This window comes from Pseudomonas sp. Z5-35, from assembly GCF_051131945.1.
In the GTDB taxonomy this organism is placed as follows: domain Bacteria; phylum Pseudomonadota; class Gammaproteobacteria; order Pseudomonadales; family Pseudomonadaceae; genus Aquipseudomonas; species Aquipseudomonas marvdashtae.
In genome coordinates this window covers 354480-370659 of sequence record NZ_CP071640.1, presented here as the reverse complement: position 1 = coordinate 370659, position 16180 = coordinate 354480, and the positions used below count along the sequence as shown (strand labels likewise).

21 protein-coding genes are annotated in these 16180 nt (G+C 62.9%); 17 read left to right on the top strand and 4 right to left on the bottom strand.

Going from position 1 to position 16180, the window contains the following annotated elements; genetic code table 11:
- Positions 1 to 15 precede the first annotated feature (15 nt).
- A complete protein-coding gene (locus J3P95_RS01790; protein WP_434578967.1) occupies positions 16 to 528 on the bottom strand; it encodes a dihydrofolate reductase in 513 nt (170 codons plus the stop codon).
- Positions 529 to 605: 77 nt separating this feature from the next.
- Between J3P95_RS01790 and J3P95_RS01785 the strand changes: the two genes are divergently transcribed.
- The gene (locus tag J3P95_RS01785; RefSeq protein WP_434578969.1) at positions 606 to 1973 is read left to right on the top strand and encodes a DUF2868 domain-containing protein; all 1368 of its coding nucleotides are present in this window, start codon (positions 606 to 608) and stop codon (positions 1971 to 1973) included.
- Positions 1966 to 3339 carry a GTPase/DUF3482 domain-containing protein gene (locus J3P95_RS01780; RefSeq protein WP_434578971.1) on the top strand — a complete coding sequence of 458 codons (1374 nt, stop codon included), beginning with the start codon at positions 1966 to 1968 and terminating at the stop codon, positions 3337 to 3339. The genes J3P95_RS01785 and J3P95_RS01780 overlap by 8 nt, the downstream gene beginning before the upstream one ends.
- Before the next feature lie 155 nt (positions 3340 to 3494).
- Here J3P95_RS01780 and J3P95_RS01775 read toward each other — a convergent pair whose 3' ends face one another.
- Both J3P95_RS01775 and J3P95_RS01770 read right to left on the bottom strand, forming a co-directional pair.
- Positions 3495 to 3986 (bottom strand): DUF523 domain-containing protein, encoded by a 492-nt coding sequence (locus J3P95_RS01775; RefSeq protein ID WP_434578973.1) that lies wholly within the window; start codon positions 3984 to 3986, stop codon positions 3495 to 3497.
- Between the two features lie 2 nt (positions 3987 to 3988).
- The gene (locus J3P95_RS01770; RefSeq protein ID WP_434560220.1) at positions 3989 to 4621 is read right to left on the bottom strand and encodes a 2OG-Fe(II) oxygenase; all 633 of its coding nucleotides are present in this window, start codon (positions 4619 to 4621) and stop codon (positions 3989 to 3991) included.
- 140 nt (positions 4622 to 4761) lie between these two features.
- Here J3P95_RS01770 and J3P95_RS01765 point away from each other — a divergent pair, with 140 nt between their 5' ends.
- Positions 4762 to 5505, top strand: coding sequence for a DUF2059 domain-containing protein (locus J3P95_RS01765; protein ID WP_434560218.1), 744 nt, complete (start codon positions 4762 to 4764; stop codon positions 5503 to 5505).
- A 4-nt stretch (positions 5506 to 5509) separates the two neighbouring features.
- Here the strand turns inward: J3P95_RS01765 and J3P95_RS01760 are convergent, their stop codons facing one another.
- Positions 5510 to 6460, bottom strand: coding sequence for an alpha/beta hydrolase (locus J3P95_RS01760; protein WP_434578975.1), 951 nt, complete (start codon positions 6458 to 6460; stop codon positions 5510 to 5512).
- A gap of 107 nt (positions 6461 to 6567) precedes the next feature.
- Here J3P95_RS01760 and J3P95_RS01755 point away from each other — a divergent pair, with 107 nt between their 5' ends.
- From J3P95_RS01755 to J3P95_RS01690, 14 genes are all read left to right on the top strand, one after another.
- Complete coding sequence (locus tag J3P95_RS01755; RefSeq protein WP_434578977.1) at positions 6568 to 7143, top strand: DUF6436 domain-containing protein; 576 nt, start codon at positions 6568 to 6570, stop codon at positions 7141 to 7143.
- Between the two features lie 410 nt (positions 7144 to 7553).
- Positions 7554 to 8477 (top strand): sigma 54-interacting transcriptional regulator, encoded by a 924-nt coding sequence (locus J3P95_RS01750; protein WP_434560212.1) that lies wholly within the window; start codon positions 7554 to 7556, stop codon positions 8475 to 8477.
- Positions 8453 to 8779 (top strand): hypothetical protein, encoded by a 327-nt coding sequence (locus J3P95_RS01745; RefSeq protein WP_434626284.1) that lies wholly within the window; start codon positions 8453 to 8455, stop codon positions 8777 to 8779. Before J3P95_RS01750 ends, J3P95_RS01745 begins: the two co-directional genes overlap by 25 nt.
- A 58-nt stretch (positions 8780 to 8837) precedes the next feature.
- The gene (locus tag J3P95_RS01740; protein ID WP_434560210.1) at positions 8838 to 9767 is read left to right on the top strand and encodes a type III secretion protein; all 930 of its coding nucleotides are present in this window, start codon (positions 8838 to 8840) and stop codon (positions 9765 to 9767) included.
- Positions 9768 to 9795: 28 nt separating this feature from the next.
- Entirely contained in the window at positions 9796 to 10170 is a 375-nt protein-coding gene (gene sctI, locus J3P95_RS01735; RefSeq protein ID WP_434560208.1) for a type III secretion system inner rod subunit SctI, read from the top strand.
- Positions 10171 to 10183: 13 nt separating this feature from the next.
- Positions 10184 to 11059, top strand: coding sequence for a type III secretion system inner membrane ring lipoprotein SctJ (gene sctJ, locus J3P95_RS01730; protein WP_434560206.1), 876 nt, complete (start codon positions 10184 to 10186; stop codon positions 11057 to 11059).
- On the top strand, positions 11056 to 11646 hold the full coding sequence (locus J3P95_RS01725) for a hypothetical protein (RefSeq protein ID WP_434560204.1): 591 nt from the start codon (positions 11056 to 11058) through the stop codon (positions 11644 to 11646). The genes sctJ and J3P95_RS01725 overlap by 4 nt, the downstream gene beginning before the upstream one ends.
- Positions 11624 to 12205 carry a type III secretion system stator protein SctL gene (sctL, locus tag J3P95_RS01720; RefSeq protein ID WP_434560202.1) on the top strand — a complete coding sequence of 194 codons (582 nt, stop codon included), beginning with the start codon at positions 11624 to 11626 and terminating at the stop codon, positions 12203 to 12205. The genes J3P95_RS01725 and sctL overlap by 23 nt, the downstream gene beginning before the upstream one ends.
- Before the next feature lie 138 nt (positions 12206 to 12343).
- A complete protein-coding gene (locus tag J3P95_RS01715; RefSeq protein WP_434560200.1) occupies positions 12344 to 12568 on the top strand; it encodes a serine kinase in 225 nt (74 codons plus the stop codon).
- On the top strand, positions 12555 to 12980 hold the full coding sequence (locus J3P95_RS01710; RefSeq protein ID WP_434560198.1) for a type III secretion system chaperone: 426 nt from the start codon (positions 12555 to 12557) through the stop codon (positions 12978 to 12980). The genes J3P95_RS01715 and J3P95_RS01710 overlap by 14 nt, the downstream gene beginning before the upstream one ends.
- Positions 12973 to 15111: a type III secretion system outer membrane ring subunit SctC gene (sctC, locus tag J3P95_RS01705; RefSeq protein WP_434578980.1), complete on the top strand. Its 2139-nt coding sequence runs from the start codon at positions 12973 to 12975 to the stop codon at positions 15109 to 15111. Before J3P95_RS01710 ends, sctC begins: the two co-directional genes overlap by 8 nt.
- 11 nt (positions 15112 to 15122) lie before the next feature.
- A complete protein-coding gene (gene hrpT / locus J3P95_RS01700) occupies positions 15123 to 15317 on the top strand; it encodes an HrpT family type III secretion system protein (protein WP_434560194.1) in 195 nt (64 codons plus the stop codon).
- Positions 15318 to 15322: 5 nt separating this feature from the next.
- Positions 15323 to 15700 (top strand): hypothetical protein, encoded by a 378-nt coding sequence (locus J3P95_RS01695; protein WP_434560192.1) that lies wholly within the window; start codon positions 15323 to 15325, stop codon positions 15698 to 15700.
- 12 nt (positions 15701 to 15712) lie between these two features.
- Positions 15713 to 16162: a type III secretion system chaperone gene (locus J3P95_RS01690; protein ID WP_434560190.1), complete on the top strand. Its 450-nt coding sequence runs from the start codon at positions 15713 to 15715 to the stop codon at positions 16160 to 16162.
- Positions 16163 to 16180: the final 18 nt, after the last annotated feature.

The window sequence follows — 16180 nt, the reverse complement described above, 5'->3', positions numbered from 1 at the left end:
AGGTCTACGCCTGACTCAACGCTTCTCCCACACTTCAAAGCTATAGGCCGGCTTGTCCCCTTCAGCCGGGTTCGGCTGGTTCGAGACCAGTCTCCACTGGCTCGGATCGAACTCCGGAAACCATGCGTCCCCTTCCGGGCTCAGCGCCACGCGAGTCAGGTAAAGCCGATCCGCCTGTGCCAATGCCTGCCCGTAGAGTTGGGCACCGCCAATCAGCATCAGCTCATCGGCGCCCTGTTCCCGCGCCCAGGCTTCGGCCCGCGCCACCGCTGCCTCCAGCGTGGAAAACACTTCCGCCCCCTCGAGCATCAGGTCCGGCTGGCGGCTGACTACGATGTTCAAGCGCCCCGGCAACGGTCGGCCGAGGGAATCCCAGGTCTTGCGTCCCATGATGATCGGCTTGCCCAAGGTGGTGGCCTTGAAGTATTTAAAATCCCCCGGCAAGTGCCAGGGCATGCTGTTGTCGATGCCGATCACCCGGTTTTCACCGAGGGCTGCGATCAGGCTTAAGGGAAGAGTTTTTTTCATGATGGCGAGAATACCAGAGGCCCGGACAGGCGCCACAGCGGTTATGCTGATTCCTCATTCGAGCAACGGAAGCCCTCGTGACTGAACTGCAAAACCTCTGGTTGACCGAGACGGTACGCCTGCGTGAAGAACACGCCGGCCCGCTTGAGGACCAGGAAGCCAATCGCCTGGCCCGCGCGGCGGGAGGCGATCTGTCCACCCGTATCCGCCACCGCGCCCGCTCGCTGGCCGAACGCGATGGCCTCACCCAAGCCATGCGCCACTGGCTGCAAGGCGCGCGCCTGGCGCTAGTGGTGCTGGCGGTGCTCGCCACGCTCAGCGGCGTCGGCCTGGGGTTCGCAGCCCTTGGCGATGGACGCGCGCCGGTCAACGTATTCTGGGCCCTCGGCAGTCTGCTGGGGCTGAACCTGCTGCTGCTCATCGGCTGGGTGCTGGGCCTGATCTTCGCCGGCGAGCAAGGCGCCACGCTGGGACGCCTGTGGCTGTGGCTCAGCGAAAAACTCGCCCGCGACGCCAAGGCTGCCCAACTGGCACCGGCCCTCCTGCTGTTGCTGCAACGGCACAAGCTCAATCGCTGGGTCCTCGGTGTATTGGTCAACGGTTTGTGGTTGCTGGCCATGCTCAGCGCAATGGTAATCGTCTTGATGTTGATGGCGACCCGGCGTTATGGCTTCGTCTGGGAAACCACCCTTCTCGGTGGCGAAACCTTCATCGTCCTGACCCAGTCCCTCGGAGCGCTGCCTGCCCTCCTGGGGTTCAGCGTGCCGACCGTCGAGATGATCCGCGCCAGTGGCGACGCCGCGTTGAACATCGAGAGCGCTCGCCAGGCCTGGGCTGCGTGGCTGGTCGGCGCACTGCTGGTCTACGGTGTGCTGCCGCGCCTGTGCCTGGCCCTGCTGTGCCTGTGGCGCTGGCGCCGTGGTCGCGCCGGGCTGCGCCTGGACCTGAACCTGCCGGGCTACGCTCAGTTGCGCGAGCGCCTGATGCCCAGCAGCGAACGCCTGGGGGTCAATGACGCCGCGCCCGCGCAGTTGCATCAGGTCGAGCGCACAGTCGATGCGATGGAGAGTAACGGCGCATTACTGGTGGCCATCGAGCTGGACGAACGCCCCTGGCCGCCGAAGCTGCCCGACTCGGTGAAGAACGCCGGCATTCTCGACAGCCGCGAGTCTCGCCACAAACTCCTCGAACAACTGTCACGCTTTCCACCCGCGCGCCTGGCGATTGCCTGCGATCCCCGGCGCTCGCCAGACCGTGGCAGCCTGGCGTTGATCGCCGAACTGGCGCGCAGCGCCAGCGCCACCCGCGTCTGGCTGTTGCAGGCGCCGACTGGCGAAGCGCTGGATGGCGAGCGCCTGGGTGACTGGCACAACGCGCTGCAACAATTGCAACTGCCGTTCGCCGACTGTGCGCCGTTGAACTGGTTGGAGACCGGCCATGACTGACTCCATCAAGCCATTGAAACTTGCCGTGGTCGGCCACACCAATGTCGGCAAGACTTCCCTGTTGCGCACCTTGACGCGAGACGTCGGCTTCGGCGAGGTCTCTCATCGGCCGAGCACGACCCGGCACGTCGAAGGGGCTCGCTTGTCAGTGGACGGCCAAGCGCTGTTGGAGTTGTACGACACGCCCGGGCTGGAAGACGCCATTGCCCTGCTCGATTATCTCGAACGCCTGGAGCGGCCGGGTGAACGCCTGGACGGTCCGGCACGCCTGGCGCGCTTCCTTGAGGGCAGCGAGGCGCGGCAGCGCTTCGAGCAGGAAGCCAAGGTGCTGCGGCAACTGCTCGCCAGCGATGCCGGGCTCTACGTAATCGATGCACGGGAGCCGGTGCTGGCCAAATACCGAGATGAATTGGAAGTGCTCGCCAGTTGCGGGAAACCGTTGCTGCCAGTGCTCAATTTCGTCAACAGCGCCCACCATCGCGAACCCGACTGGCGCGAAGCCCTGGCACGGTTGGGCCTGCATGCGCTGGTACGCTTCGACAGCGTCGCCCCGCCCGAGGACGGCGAACGCCGGCTCTATGAAAGCCTCGCGCTGCTGCTGGAAAGCGCTCGCGAACCCTTGGAGCGCCTGATCGTCGACCAACAGGCCCAGCGCCTGGCTCGCCAGCAGAGCGCAAAGCGATTGATCGCCGAACTGCTGATCGACTGCGCCGCCTGCCGACGCAGCGTCGCCAGCGAAGCCGACCTGGAGCGCGAGGCCATCGGTCAGTTGCGCAACGCCGTGCGTCAGCGGGAGCAGCGCTGCGTCGAGGCCTTGCTCAAGCTCTATGCCTTCCGCCCGCAAGATGCAGCCGCCAGCGATTTACCGCTGCTGGACGGCCGCTGGGGTGATGATCTATTCAATCCCGACACACTCAAGCAGTTGGGCGTACGGGTCGGTGGCGGGATCGCGGCGGGCGCGGCGGCGGGCGCTGGCGTGGACTTGCTGGTGGGCGGCCTGACCCTTGGCGCCGCCGCCCTGGCCGGGGCCATTGCCGGCGGCGCGCTGCAAACGGCCCGCAGCTATGGCAACCGGTTGATGGGCAAGCTCAAGGGCCAGCGGGAGTTGACGGTGGATGACAACGTACTGCGACTATTAGCCCTGCGTCAGCGGCAACTGCTGCAAGCGATCAATCAACGCGGCCACGCGGCGATGGACAGCATCCGCATCGACGCGCCCCAGGACAAGACCTGGCGCGAAGGCAAGCTGCCCGAAGCGCTGGGCAAGGCGCGGGCGTACCCGCAGTGGTCGTCGCTCAACCCCCAGCCAAAATTGAGCCAGGCTGAACGGCAGGAGCAGATCGAGCTCCTAGTCGAGCAGTTATAGACAACACAACCCCCGTGGCGAGGGAGCTTGCTCCCGCTGGGCTGCGCAGCAGCCCCAAACCAGACACGGCGGTGGGTCAGGCTAAAATGCTGGGGGCCACTGGGTGGCCCAGCGGGAGCAAGCTCCCTCGCCACGAAGAGCGGTCGTGTGCGCCTTTACGCTTTGCTCAACGCATCGAGCGCCAACGCCGCTTCAGCCAGCTCCAACTCGCTGAACACCCGGATGCCATGGCGCTTGAGCAGCGCCGCCGTCACGCCTTCCCCACGCACCTTCACACCGCTGAACGTCCCGTCATAGGTCAGCAGATTTCCGCAGGATGGGCTGTTGGCTTTAAGCACCGCGATTTGTATGTCGTGTTCGCGCACAAGGTCCAACGCCTGATACGCGCCCGACAGGAACTGCTCGCGCACGTCCTCGCCCGCCGTGGTGATCACCGCCGCATCGCCATCAAGCACCTGCGCGCCCTGTCCGCCAGGAATCTCCGCCGCCGCCCGAGGCGTGGGCAAGCCGCCGGCGACTTCCGGGCACAGCGGCACGACCCGGCCTTCGTCGAGCCATTGCTGGAGCCGGTCGAACGGACCACTGGCGCCACCGTCGTAGCGCACGCGGTGGCCGAGCAGGCAGCGGCTGACGAGAATCTTTTCCATGTTCAGAACAACTCGTTGCCGCGGCGTCGGAACCAACCGGTCAAGGACAGCCGATCCCGTGTGGCCGGCAGCACTTCATGGGGAATCTCCCCCGATAGAAACACCACCAGGCATCCGCCCGTGGGCACCACATCGTGGGCCGCGCCTTCGTCCAGGTACATGCGCAACTGGCCGCCATGCTCCGGCAGCCAGGCGTCGTTCAGGTAGAGCACCGCCGAGACCATGCGCCGATCGTCATCACGAAAGCGGTCGACATGCTTGAGATAGAAAGCGCCGGGCGGATACAGGGCGAAGTGGCTTTCAAAATCCTCCAGGCCCAGGAACAGCCCACGGTTCAAGGCCTCGCGCAGGCTGTCCATCAGCGCCAGGTAACGATCGCAGGCTTGCACCTGGCCGGGCTCGATCCATTGGATGCGATCACCCCGAATGCCTTCACGGATCTGCGAAAACGGCCCGCGCCCAACGGCGGCTGGAGCCAGTTCGCCCTCGGCGGCGCGCTGGCGGCACTCGGTCGCCAGGGCGCGCGTCAGCGCATCGGGCAGGAAGATATTCTGCTGCGACCAACCGCGCTCGGCCAGGTCGTCGACGATACGTAACAGCAACGGATGATCAGAAGGTATTTGCATGGTGCGCATAGTATTCCGGCGCCTGAAAAACCGACAGCGCCGCGCAGCAGGTCGGCCGGCCAAAGTAGCACCGCCGTACGAACTTGATACGAATTCTCGACAAGTTCCCGCCCCCCACGGAGAATAGTCGGCTGCTGACAGGAGTCCCTATGCGCCGTTTGCTTTTCTCACTGTTGATGTTCTGCGTGTTGCCCGCCTGGGCAGACAGCTACGACCAGTTGTACAAGGTCGCCGGCTGGCCGGAACAACGGGCGCATTTCAATGACGCCTTGAGTGCCACCCAGCAGCGCTACCAGAGCAGCCTGCCGCCGGCGGTATTCCAGGCGCTGGTCAATAACAGCAACCAGCGTTTTGCGCCCCAGGCCATGGACCAGCGCGCCGAAGCGCAATTGCGCAAGAATCTCGCCGACCCGACACCCGCCTTGACCTTCTTTCAATCGCCGCTGGGCCGTAAAATCATCGCAGCCGAGCTACTGGCCACCCGCCGCGACCAATTGGCGAAGAACGCCAAGGGCCTGCCGAAGATGCAAGCCAGCGACAACCGCCTGTTGATCATCGGTCACCTGGCCCAGGCCCTGCCCGCCCGCGAAGCCGGCGCCGAGGTCAGCCTGGCGATCGCCGGCGTGGCGGCCGACAGCCTGAGTTCGATGATCCCCGGTCTGTTAGGCGGCGGCCAGGCCCAAGGCATGCTGAACGGCCAGCGTCAGCGCCTGATGGATCAGATCGGTACGGACCTGAACAACACGCTGTTGTACGTCTACCGCGACCTGACGGATACCGAGCTGGAAGAGTTCGCCACTTTCGCCGAATCGGCCGAGGGCCAGGCTTATTACAAAGCCGCCCTGGAGGCGATTCGGGCGGGCTTGGCGGTGGGGCAAAGCCTGGGGCAGTAGAACTTCAGCTTCGCCGGATCCCACTCATCCGCTGGGTCAAAAACCCGAACATCTCTTCGCGCATCGCCAGCGTTTCATTTGCCAGGTGATGCCGCCCTTCAGGCAACATCAAGACCTGCGGCCGGTCGAATTTGCCGCGCAGCACTTGCAGGTTATGTCGCCAATCCACCGTCATGTCCGCCTGCCCTTGCACGATCAAGGGCTGACGCGGGCTGCTCGGCGCCACCTCGATACGCTTGATCCATTGCGCCAGCGCCCCGACCCACGCGGTAGGCAGGCGCAGCGGTTGCAGCGGGTCCGCTTGCAGGAACGGCAGGAAATCCGGGTCGGTGGAATTTTCGCTGAAGCGCCGGGCGATGCCGCTCACGAACGGTTTAAGTAGAAAATAACTGAGGCGCGACCATCCCCAGGCTCGAGGCCGAACCAGCGGCGACAGCAGAATGACCTGGCCCTGGGCCGGGCTGTCCGCGCCATGATTGAGCACATGATCCACTACAATCGCGCCGCCGGTGCTTTGTCCGCACAGGTGCCACGGCTGCGGTAACTCCAACGTCCCGGCTTCGGCCAGCAGGCCCTGCATCGTCGCCTGGTAATCGGCAAAGTCACCTATGCTGGCGCGTTCACCGCTGGACAAGCCATGGCCCGGCAGGTCGCAGGCAATAACCGCGAATTGTTGCTCCAGCGCCCATTCGATCAGGTGCCGGTACAGCCCCATGTGATCGTAGTAGCCATGGAAGATGAACATTGTCGCCACGGCTCTTTCCGGCTTCCAGATTTGGCCGACCAGTTCATATCCTGCAATTTCGAAACGGCCCAGGCCCTTGCGCAACGTGCGTGTCGGGAAATCGAGTGCATAGAATTGCTGGTAGGCCTGCGCTTGCGCAGACAGCGGCTGCCACTGCGCCAGTGGTTGCAGGCTGGCGCGCAGGTCATCGGGGTCGAAAGAGGCAGGCATTAATATTCCAGGCAAAGGCGCATCGCGCGAAACAGGCTTTATGAGCCTGCGATATTCATCTGTCGCGCCAGGCATGGCAAGCTACGCCGCTTCAGAGGATCGACTCCATGCGTTCGTCCCACCGCAAGACCTTGCTTGCCTGCCTCCTCGCACTCGGGTGCGCCGTCACGCTGTGGTTCGCCTACGACTGGTTCCAGGGTCGTTTCCTACGCACATTCAGCCAACACACGGCGGTGTTTTCCGGAGACCTCCTGCGCCTGCCCGCCGACCTGGCCGGCCCGGGCGCGATCCGCTTGGTGCACTTCTGGGATCCGGCTTGTCCGTGCAATGTCGGCAACCAGCAGCACCTTTCCGAACTGGTCGATAAATATGCACCGCAAGGTGTCGAGTTCTATGCGGTGCAAAAACCCGGCAGCCAAGGCCAATTGCCCGCCACCCTGAACAATCTCAAAACCCTGACGGCGTTGCCAGGTTCGGCACAGATCCCCGCCAGCCCCGCCGTGGCGATCTGGGACCGCAGCGGCAAGCTGGCGTATTTCGGTCCTTACAGCGAAGGCCTGACTTGCAACTCGAGCAACAGCTTTATCGAACCGATTCTCGAAGCACTAAGTGTTGACCGGGAAGTTAATGCGACCCATACGCTGGCGGTGGGCTGTTATTGTTCATGGCCGACAGTTAATTGATCTAACCAACTACGATACGTATTTTGAAAGCCTGCCCCTCCTCCGCGCAAGAAGTTGGAGTAGATGCTCTCTTCTAGAGTTCTTGCTCAAAGCAGGGGCCCTCGCTGAACCGTTTGTCGGATCCAATTTTTCAAAAGCTGACCGACGCGTCCCGTTTTCGCCGTCAACCCTCAAGCCAGCCGGGTCGCGCAGAGGTTTTCGAGGCGTTCTGGCCCGGGAGCTGAATCGTTTAATAAGCGCCGCCGCAACGTGAACTTTTCTTTAAACGCTTCTCTAAACCTCGTACAGCACATGTTCTTTTCCAATGCGGTTGCGCGGCGGCGCTATATATAGCGAGGAAGTTGTACACGCCTTTTCATCGTTTTACTTGTCGACCCTCCTAAACCAAACAAAAAATGGAATCGTCAGTGATGCAAAAGTTGCTATGCGCTGCACTTTCCACCCCCAATAAAGAGGATGCTCTCAACCTTGAGGCGTTTGCCCAGTGCGTGGCCCCGCTCGGGGTCGATGTGCTGTTGCGCGGCGAGACCGGCACCGGCAAGGATACGCTGGCGGAAAAGATCCACCGCATGTCCGGCCGTCCCGGAAAATTCGTTGCCATCAATTGCGCCGCCATCCCCGAATCCCTGGCGGAGAGCCAGCTATTCGGCGCCAATACCGGGGCGTTTACCGGCGCCAGCCAGAACCGCGCTGGGTTCGTCGAGGCTGCGCACAACGGCACGCTGTACCTGGATGAAATCGACAGCATGCCGTTGGGGCTGCAAGCCAAGCTGCTGCGTGTCCTGGAGTCACGCACCGTCCAGCGGCTGGGTTCGACCCAGAACATTCGGGTCGACATGCGGGTCATCGCCTCGGCCCAAAGCCCGTTGGCGGAAATGGTCGAGCGTGGCGAGTTTCGCCGGGACCTCTATTTTCGCTTGAACATTATCAGCCTCAAATTGCCGCCGTTGCGCAGCCGCAAGGAACGCATCGTGCCGCTGTTCCAGTCCCTGGTGCGCCGTGAGGCCCTGGCACTTGACCGGCCCTATGTCGCACCGTCGCCGGCGCTTTTGCGCCAGCTGCTCGGCTACGCCTGGCCTGGAAACATCCGCGAGCTGCAATCGGCCGCCAAGCGCTACGTGCTCGGCTTGCCGGCGTTGCCCCGTGCCGAGCAACTGGAACACAGCAGCTCGACGCTCAAGCTCAAAGAACATCTGCAGCAGTTCGAAAAGATCCTCATCGAGGACTGCATGCGCCGTCACCATCACTGCATCGATAAAGTCATCGCCGAGCTGGGTATCGCCCGTCGCACGCTGTATTACCGGATGAAGTGCCTGCATATATCGACAAGCTGAGTGGATCGGTGGAACCGTTTTCGCAGCGGTCGCCACTCAATCGGCGAGACGTTCACGATCGTCTCGCCAATCCACAATCCGGAGATACGACTATGAGTTTTGGTGGAGCTTCTCTCGCCGCCTCCATGGCTGCCATGCAGCAGATGGACGCCACGTCGGCGGCGATGACGACCATGAAATCCCAATTCGACCAGAAAAAACTGGTCGCCGACACCATGAATGCAATCTCGGCGGAGTCGATGGACAGCGCGACCAAGGCCATCACCGCCATGGGGGAGGCGTCGAAAAACATACGATTCTGACCCTCTCGCTCCAGCCCCGCTCCGGCGGGGAACCTGAGGTGCGATGAGAGGAGGCCCTATGCAAATCCATTCGCCAGATAATCCTCATATTCCCAGGGACCGGCCCAGCGACGACTCGACGCTGCGCCCCGCCTCGAACTCGGTCGGCCTGGCGAACCTGGTCGCTGAGCACCTGACGCTGCATGGCGCGAGCAACCGGCTGCGCGAGTCGCTCGTGCAATGGGCGAGTGAACAGGGGCCAGCGGGCGGACACTCCAGACCGGGCTTGCCGAGCCCACAGGACAGACTGACGGCAGAGACCGAAGCCCCTCTGCACCTGGTACTCGAAGACATTCTTGAAGAGATCAACGGCGGTACCGGCTCCACGCTCGACGTGGATATCGATGATGCCTATTCCAACGAAGACCTGTTCAACGACCTGGCCCAGATGCTCGCCCATCGCCGACAATCCCTCGGTGATAACGACGTCGATAGCCAGAGCGACTTCGGTAACGCCAACAACCCGTTTTGCGGCGCACTGTTTGGCGCCTGGGAAATTGAAAGCGACCGGGCCAGGCAACGGGGTCGTCAGGACACGAGCCTGCCGCTGTTGCTCAAGATCATCGCGGTCCTGGGGCGCAGGAAGCTACTGACACTGCTGGACATCGACGAAGACGAAGGCCAGGCGCGTTATGAGCAAGACGACCTGGACCTGTTGTTCGAGGTCGCAGGCTTCATGGATCAACACCCGGCGCGATATCCCCCACCGACGAGCCTCGATGCACAAACATGGACATGGACCGAACGTATTGCCTGTGGCGCATGGCTTGACGCTCGCGAGACGCGGCTGTTCCAACTCGCCCTGGAAGAACTGGACCTCGCCCTGGCTCGCCTGGCCGGCCAGCATGCCCCGATGCTGCGTCGTGGTCGACGCAGCCGGGAAGAAATCGAGTTTCACCTGAGCGTCACCGGTAGCGCTCGCAACGTCTTGAAACTGATGTACGCCTGAAGTCCACCCTGAGAATTGGAGAAAATCCATGACCGTCCAAGCCATCGACACCACCAGCGTTGCTTCCACCGCCACCAAGCCCAGCGCGCGGCCGCAAGCGGGCGCAGAGACCAGCGATGTCAGCTGGTTCAACGCGCAAATGCATGAAAAACCCCCAGTCCCCAACAGCGAAAACAACGTCGCGGCGAGGATCATTGATTCGCTGTCCAGCCGCTCCGGCGAGTTGCAGCGCCTGGACGATCGCGCCAACCGCGACATGCTCAAGGCCATCCGCACCGCCGATCCGCAAGACATGTTGCAGTCGAACCGGTCGCTGTCGTCCTTCCACCTGGAGAGCCTGATGACCGCGAAGATCGTCAGCAAGGGCTCCCAGGCCATCGAGAAACTCACCAATCTCCAGTAAAGGGAAGCCGGTCATGTTCATGCGCGCATTCTCACCTTTAGTGTTGTGCCTGCTGCTCGCCGGATGCGACGAGAGAACGGCGTTGCACAGCCATCTTTCCGAACAGGATGCCAATGAAGTGATCGCGGAACTGGCGGACAAGAACGTTGAGGCCAGCAAGCAGGTCGACAAGGACGGACTGACCGTGCTGGTCGAGCCGGCCGACATGAACAGCGCCGTGCAAGTGCTGGAAGCGGCCGGACTGCCGCGGCGATCACGTTCCAGCCTGGGAGAGATTTTCCGCAAGGAAGGGGTGATCTCCACACCCATGGAAGAGCGCGCCCGCTACATCTACGCGCTGTCTCAGGAACTCGAATCGACGCTGTCACAAGTCGATGGCGTGGTGCTCGCCAGGGTTCATGTGGTCCTGCCGGAACGGGTCGCACCCGGTGAGCCGGTCCAACCCGCCTCGGCCTCGGTATTCATCAAGCACACCAGCGCTCTTGATCCCGACAGCATCACGCCACGGGTACGCAACCTGGTCGCCAGCGGGATTCCGGGCATGGCCGACGCGGCGCAGAACGCCGCCAAGTTATCGGTGGTATTCGTTCCCGCCGCCGCGTATCAGGAACGACGCAAGATGGCCTACTTCGGACCCTTCCTCATGCAGGCCGACGAGATCGGCTACTGGCGGGGGGTGACCGTGGCGGCCGGCATCACCTTGCTCGCCCTGCTGATGGGCGTCTTGTATGGCCTGTACAGGTTATGGCGCAACGGCGTGTTGGTGCTGCCGCGATTTCTCGACCGCAAGACTGCAGCCGCCGCTTCACCCCAGGGCACTACCTCGCCGTCACTGTTCGCAGTCAACAGTCCCGGCTCCAAGCCTGACCGCAGCGGGACCGCCGCATGACCGTTGCGCTTGATTGGGTTCGCTGGTGGAGCCATGCCTGGAGAGAAGCCGACCGTGACTGGTATCCACCGGCGCTCGGCCTGCTGACCGCGCAACACATCGACGCCCTGGCCCGCGGGCAGCATGCCGCGCTCGCGCGCGGCTTCGGCATAACGCCTTGCACTGCGCCACAACCCAGGTCGGCGGTGCAATCGCTGCTCTGCGGCACGCCTCGGCCCTTGGCCCTTGCCTGCCAACTGGTGGCAAACACATGCTCACCGGTAACGGCAACGGGTGCGCTTTCGGCGCAGGACCGCGCGTGGTGCGAGCGCACCGCTAAAGCGTTGCGTCCCGGCCACTGGCTCGAGCAAGGCCAGGATCCGCTTGCGCTGTTGCGCGCCTGGCTGGACGAACGAACCTGGGAGCGGGCGCGCCTGGTTTTTCCACGCGAAAGAATCCTTGCCCTCGAATCGCTGCCCGCGCCACAACCACCCGCCGCCAAACTCGACACGCTCTGGCAATCCGCGTGCTGGAAAGCCGAGCAAAGCCTGGCGGCACCGCTGACCACCCAAACGGAGACGCACGATGTTCGCTCGGCGTTCGCTTGAACTGCGCCCCGATGGCCAAGGCCTTCTGCAGCCCTATATCGCTCAAGAAACCCTGGTCGACTGCGGCCGTGCGCAAACCGCTCTCGAACGGGCCCAGGCACAAGCCGCGCAACTGCTTGAGCAGGCCGCCGAAGAAGCGGACGCCGCAGTGCTCCAGGCTCAAGCACAGTTCTGGGAGAAAGCCGAAACCGTGCTCGCGGCCTGGGAAGCCCAGCGCCTGGCCATGTGGGCGCGGATCGAAAGCAGCGCGGCACTGTTGGTCAACGAAGCCCTGGAGATGTTGTTGGAGGATGTGCCGGAGCAGGCGCGCATCGATGCGCTCGTGCGTCAGCTTGCCTCGTGTCAGGATGATGCGGTCGCCGCGACCCTTCGCTGTCATCCCGATGATTTGGCGAAACTGACCCAAAGCCTGGGTTCATCGGGCGAGCGTCCCTGGACGACGGTTGCAGACGCCCGCATGGAGGCGCACCAGCTGAAGTTGGAAACGCCGGGCGGCACGTTCCTGGTCGATTGGGCCACGGCTGTCGAGGCATTGCGCCTGCCTGAACCGCAGCGGTGAGCCAACAACGCAGAACCCGTGGCGTGCCTGAGGATTCAACCGTCACCGCGACTGGCTTTTTTCCTTTCTTTTACGCGGAACCGCCGCCGGCGTAATCACCACTCATCCGGTGAATACGCCCACTCGGAGGAACCGACCATGTCTTCTATCGATGCCTTGCAGCGCCGTCTCGACACTTATTTCCAGCGCGCGACCGATAACGTCAACAACGCGGCGATCAACGCCGCGGAAAGCCAATCGCTCGACGATATGCATTCATTCTTCACCAGCATGAACGGCATGTCGGTCGCGGTGAACGCGACCACTCAACAAACCAGCGCCCACCACAACCTCGCCAAGGCGATCATCGATGCAATGCCATGAGCTGCGCACACAGCTTGCCCGCTGGAGCGCCAGCGCCGACGGCCCGGAGCACTTCGCGGTTGTCGTCGACGATGGCGAAGCAGTTTTCAACAAGCTCGACGGCGGCCTGCTGGTGTCGGTCGAACTGATGGCAGCACAAGCGAAAGAAGCATCCTTGGAAAACGTGCTTCGGCTGGCGCACCCAAGCCTCTCGCGATTTCCTGGAGCACTGGCCCGCTCGGCGCAGGACGGCCGGTTATGGCTGTTGGCGCAATTGGCGCCGGATGCACACGTCGACGACCTGTTCGACGTGCTGGAAGCACTGCTCAATCAGCGCGACACCTGGCAATCGATGTTCAACAAAGACCCACGTGCCGGGGCTCGACGCCCGGCGCATTTTCATCCGCTCGGAACAGGAATCCGTCATGCCTAACAGGTGGCTTGCACCCTACCGCTCGATGCCCGCGGGCAGCTCTTCGGTCGCGCGGCGCTGGACGAAGTCTTCGTTGCTCGCGCTGGTATTGGCCGGCGCACTTGGTGCGGGCATGCCGGTGGAGGCTGCGGTGCCGACCGACTGGAAGAACACGCCTTACGCCTACGACGCCCAGAATACTGCCCTGCCCAAGGTGCTTGGCGACTTTGCCAACACATTCGGCGTGCAACTGGTACTCGACGGGACCGTGAAAGGCACCGTCGACGGTCGGATGCGGGCTGAAAGTCCCCAGGCGTTCCTCGATCGGCTCGGCCTGGAAAATCGCTTCCAGTGGTTCATGTATGGCAACTCCTTGTACGTCAGTCCGTTGCAGAACCAGGACTCCAAGCGCCTGGAAGTGTCCGCCGACGCGGCACCGGACATGAAGCAAGCCTTGATCGACATCGGCCTGCTGGACCCGCGTTTCGGTTGGGGTGAGCTGCCCGACGAAGGCGTCGTACTGGTGTCCGGCCCGGAACGCTACGTGCGCCTGGTGGCGCAGTTTGCCGAAGCACGCAAGACACCTGAAGAGAAGCAGGAAGTGATCAGTTTCCCGCTGCGCTACGCCACCGCCGCCGACCGCAGCGTCAAATACCGGGGCGATACGCTGGTGATTCCCGGGGTCGCGACCATCCTCAAAGGCCTGCTGGAAAGCCGCAGCGCTGTTTCCGGAGGGATGCAGGCGACCTCCCCCCAAGCGGCGTTCCAGAACATGCAGGCCCATCAGTCCATGAGCATGGGCAACATCGAGCAGTTGGCGTTGAACGGCATGGGCCGCCCGAACACCCACCGCGTGCAGCCCGGCGGCAACACAAGTTCCGGCGGCCGCGGCAGGATCCGGGTCGAGGCCGACGTGCGCAATAACGCGGTGCTCATCTACGACTCACCCAAGCGGCGGGAGATCTATACACCGCTGATTCGAGATGTGGACGTGCCGCGCAAACTGGTGGAGATCGATGCAATCATCCTCGACATCGACCGCACCCAACTGGCCGAACTGGCCTCGAACTGGAACGTCGAAAGCGGCGACCTGATCGGCGGCGCCTCGATGATTCGACCCGGCGCCAGCTCGACCGTGTTCATTCAAGACTACGGCGATTTTTCCGCGCAATTGCGCGCCCTGGAAGGTCGCGGCCTGGCCTCGGTGGTGGCGAACCCATCGGTATTGACCCTGGAAAACCAACCGGCAGTCATTGATTTCAGCCGGACCGAGTACATCTCCGCCATTGGCGAGCGTGTGGCCACTGTCGAGCCCATTACGGCGGGCACCAGCTTGCAGGTCGTGCCCCATGCCATCGAGACCGGCGGCCGCAACCAGATCCAGATGTTCCTCGACATCGAAGACGGCCGCATCGAACCCTCGGAGGTTGGCCAACAAACGCCGAGCGTGCGGCGAGGGGTTGTCAGCACGCAGGCGGTGATGGGGGAAAGCCGCTCGTTGGTGGTGGGCGGCTTTCATACCGAGGAAACCGGCGACAATCTTGAGCGGGTGCCATGGTTGGGGCGTATCCCACTGGTCGGGCCGCTGCTGTTTTCCTCGACCACGCGCGAAACCAGCCGCCGTGAACGGGTGTTCATTCTGACGCCCCGCCTGATCGGCGACCAGGTCGACCCGGCCCGCTACATCTCTGCCCTTGACCGAGAGCAAGTGGACGGCGCCATGGCGCGCCTGGAGGAACGTCGCAACGGCACTCGGCCCGTCGGTCGAATCGAAGTCAGCGATGTGCTTGCGCAACTTGCCGACGGCAACATTCCGGCGACGTTCAAACAAGCCGCCTCGATTCCTTACTCGCCCGATACCTTGTGTGCGTTGCAGCCCGGTTTATCGCTGGACGCTTCACGGGCGCAGTGGTTCGCCGGTCCCGACTACGGCATTGCCGTGGGCGTGGTGCGCAACGATGGCCAGGATCGACTGCGCTTCGACGAGGCGAGCTGCAGCAGCCGCTGGACCATGGCGGCCTCCGCCTGGCCAAAAGTGTGGCTTGAGCCCGGCGAGGAAACGGAAGTGTTCGTGGTCATGAAACAACCCAAGCGCACGCCAGGCGGTGGGCGCTCTTCTCTCTTGCAAACCAGTGCGAGGATCACACCATGAGGCGCACGCTGATGCTGCTCGTCTTACTGCTGAGTCTGCCGGTGTTCGCTGGCTGCGCAAGCCGCTGGGGTTGCCAGGGCGATGCCTGTAGCCGCGCCGAACCGGACAACGGCCGACTGGTGATCTGGTGGTCGCCGGGCATGCGCGGCGGCCTGGGCTCCCCCGAACACCCGCTCGACCATTCGGTCGTTCCATTGGAGAACTGAACGGTATGTCTTTTTCGGTACACAGCGTAAGCACGCGCCAGGCTTTTCAGAAAAACATCATCGCCGGCATCGCAACGTATTGGGAAATTGCCCCTGGTATTGAGTTCTGTCTGCGCCGGGAACCTCACAGCGTGGGGCTCGCCTTGCAGATACAAAGCCACGTGATAGGCGTGAATCAGGTCCAACGGGCCCTTGAACGACGCTTCGCCCACCCGAGCGACTACGCGCAGCTGTTCCTGTTTCTGGATCCGCAGCGGGCGCTGGTGGTTTGGCAGGCGTTGCCAGAATCATCGATATCACCGCAACTGCTCGATGAAATCCAGTCCCGGCAGTTGTCGCTGTTGGGCCTGGAAGACCTTGATGAATATTCGGCAACTTATTGAGGGAGGTTTCCCATGTCCGTCACACCGTTCGCCCAGCGTCTGATCCATGCCCTCGCGCAACACCTGAATGCAGACTTGCAACTGGAAGGTGGCGTATGCGCACTGTATGACGCGAGCAACCGGGAAGCCGCGATCATCGAGCTGCCCGATCCCGGCGACGTCGCCATTCTCCATTGTTCGATCGACGTACCTGCCCATGCGCCTGGCCTGCACAAACGCTTGCTGGAGCTCAACTTTCGATTGGATCTGCTCGGCGGCAGCTGGCTGGCCCTGGACGACAAGGGCAGCGTTCGTTTATGCGCCCACTGTCCGTTGTCGCTGCTCGATGAGGCGAAGTTCTGCCATTGGATCGTAGGTTTCATCGCCCAGGTCGGCGAAGTTCGTGGACGCCTGGCGGTGCCTGCCACACCGAGCGCCCCTCGTCCGGCCTCGCTCAACACAAGCCGCACCCGACTGGGCTAGACAGCGAAAAAACGTGGC

Bases quoted from the DNA above. Each gene is read 5' to 3' on its own strand.
- J3P95_RS01780 (WP_434578971.1), top strand. From the start codon at position 1,966: ATGACTGACTCCATCAAGCCATTGAAACTTGCCGTGGTCGGCCACACC.
- J3P95_RS01740 (WP_434560210.1), top strand. From the start codon at position 8,838: ATGCAAATCCATTCGCCAGATAATCCTCATATTCCCAGGGACCGGCCC.
- J3P95_RS01790 (WP_434578967.1), bottom strand. From the start codon at position 528: ATGAAAAAAACTCTTCCCTTAAGCCTGATCGCAGCCCTCGGTGAAAAC.
- J3P95_RS01725 (WP_434560204.1), top strand. From the start codon at position 11,056: ATGACCGTTGCGCTTGATTGGGTTCGCTGGTGGAGCCATGCCTGGAGA.
- J3P95_RS01690 (WP_434560190.1), top strand. From the start codon at position 15,713: ATGTCCGTCACACCGTTCGCCCAGCGTCTGATCCATGCCCTCGCGCAA.
- J3P95_RS01765 (WP_434560218.1), top strand. From the start codon at position 4,762: ATGCGCCGTTTGCTTTTCTCACTGTTGATGTTCTGCGTGTTGCCCGCC.
- J3P95_RS01760 (WP_434578975.1), bottom strand. From the start codon at position 6,460: ATGCCTGCCTCTTTCGACCCCGATGACCTGCGCGCCAGCCTGCAACCA.
- J3P95_RS01750 (WP_434560212.1), top strand. From the start codon at position 7,554: ATGCAAAAGTTGCTATGCGCTGCACTTTCCACCCCCAATAAAGAGGAT.
- sctJ (WP_434560206.1), top strand. From the start codon at position 10,184: ATGTTCATGCGCGCATTCTCACCTTTAGTGTTGTGCCTGCTGCTCGCC.
- hrpT (WP_434560194.1), top strand. From the start codon at position 15,123: ATGCTGCTCGTCTTACTGCTGAGTCTGCCGGTGTTCGCTGGCTGCGCA.
- J3P95_RS01710 (WP_434560198.1), top strand. From the start codon at position 12,555: ATGCAATGCCATGAGCTGCGCACACAGCTTGCCCGCTGGAGCGCCAGC.
- J3P95_RS01755 (WP_434578977.1), top strand. From the start codon at position 6,568: ATGCGTTCGTCCCACCGCAAGACCTTGCTTGCCTGCCTCCTCGCACTC.
- J3P95_RS01695 (WP_434560192.1), top strand. From the start codon at position 15,323: ATGTCTTTTTCGGTACACAGCGTAAGCACGCGCCAGGCTTTTCAGAAA.
- sctC (WP_434578980.1), top strand. From the start codon at position 12,973: ATGCCTAACAGGTGGCTTGCACCCTACCGCTCGATGCCCGCGGGCAGC.
- sctL (WP_434560202.1), top strand. From the start codon at position 11,624: ATGTTCGCTCGGCGTTCGCTTGAACTGCGCCCCGATGGCCAAGGCCTT.
- J3P95_RS01775 (WP_434578973.1), bottom strand. From the start codon at position 3,986: ATGGAAAAGATTCTCGTCAGCCGCTGCCTGCTCGGCCACCGCGTGCGC.
- J3P95_RS01770 (WP_434560220.1), bottom strand. From the start codon at position 4,621: ATGCGCACCATGCAAATACCTTCTGATCATCCGTTGCTGTTACGTATC.
- J3P95_RS01715 (WP_434560200.1), top strand. From the start codon at position 12,344: ATGTCTTCTATCGATGCCTTGCAGCGCCGTCTCGACACTTATTTCCAG.
- sctI (WP_434560208.1), top strand. From the start codon at position 9,796: ATGACCGTCCAAGCCATCGACACCACCAGCGTTGCTTCCACCGCCACC.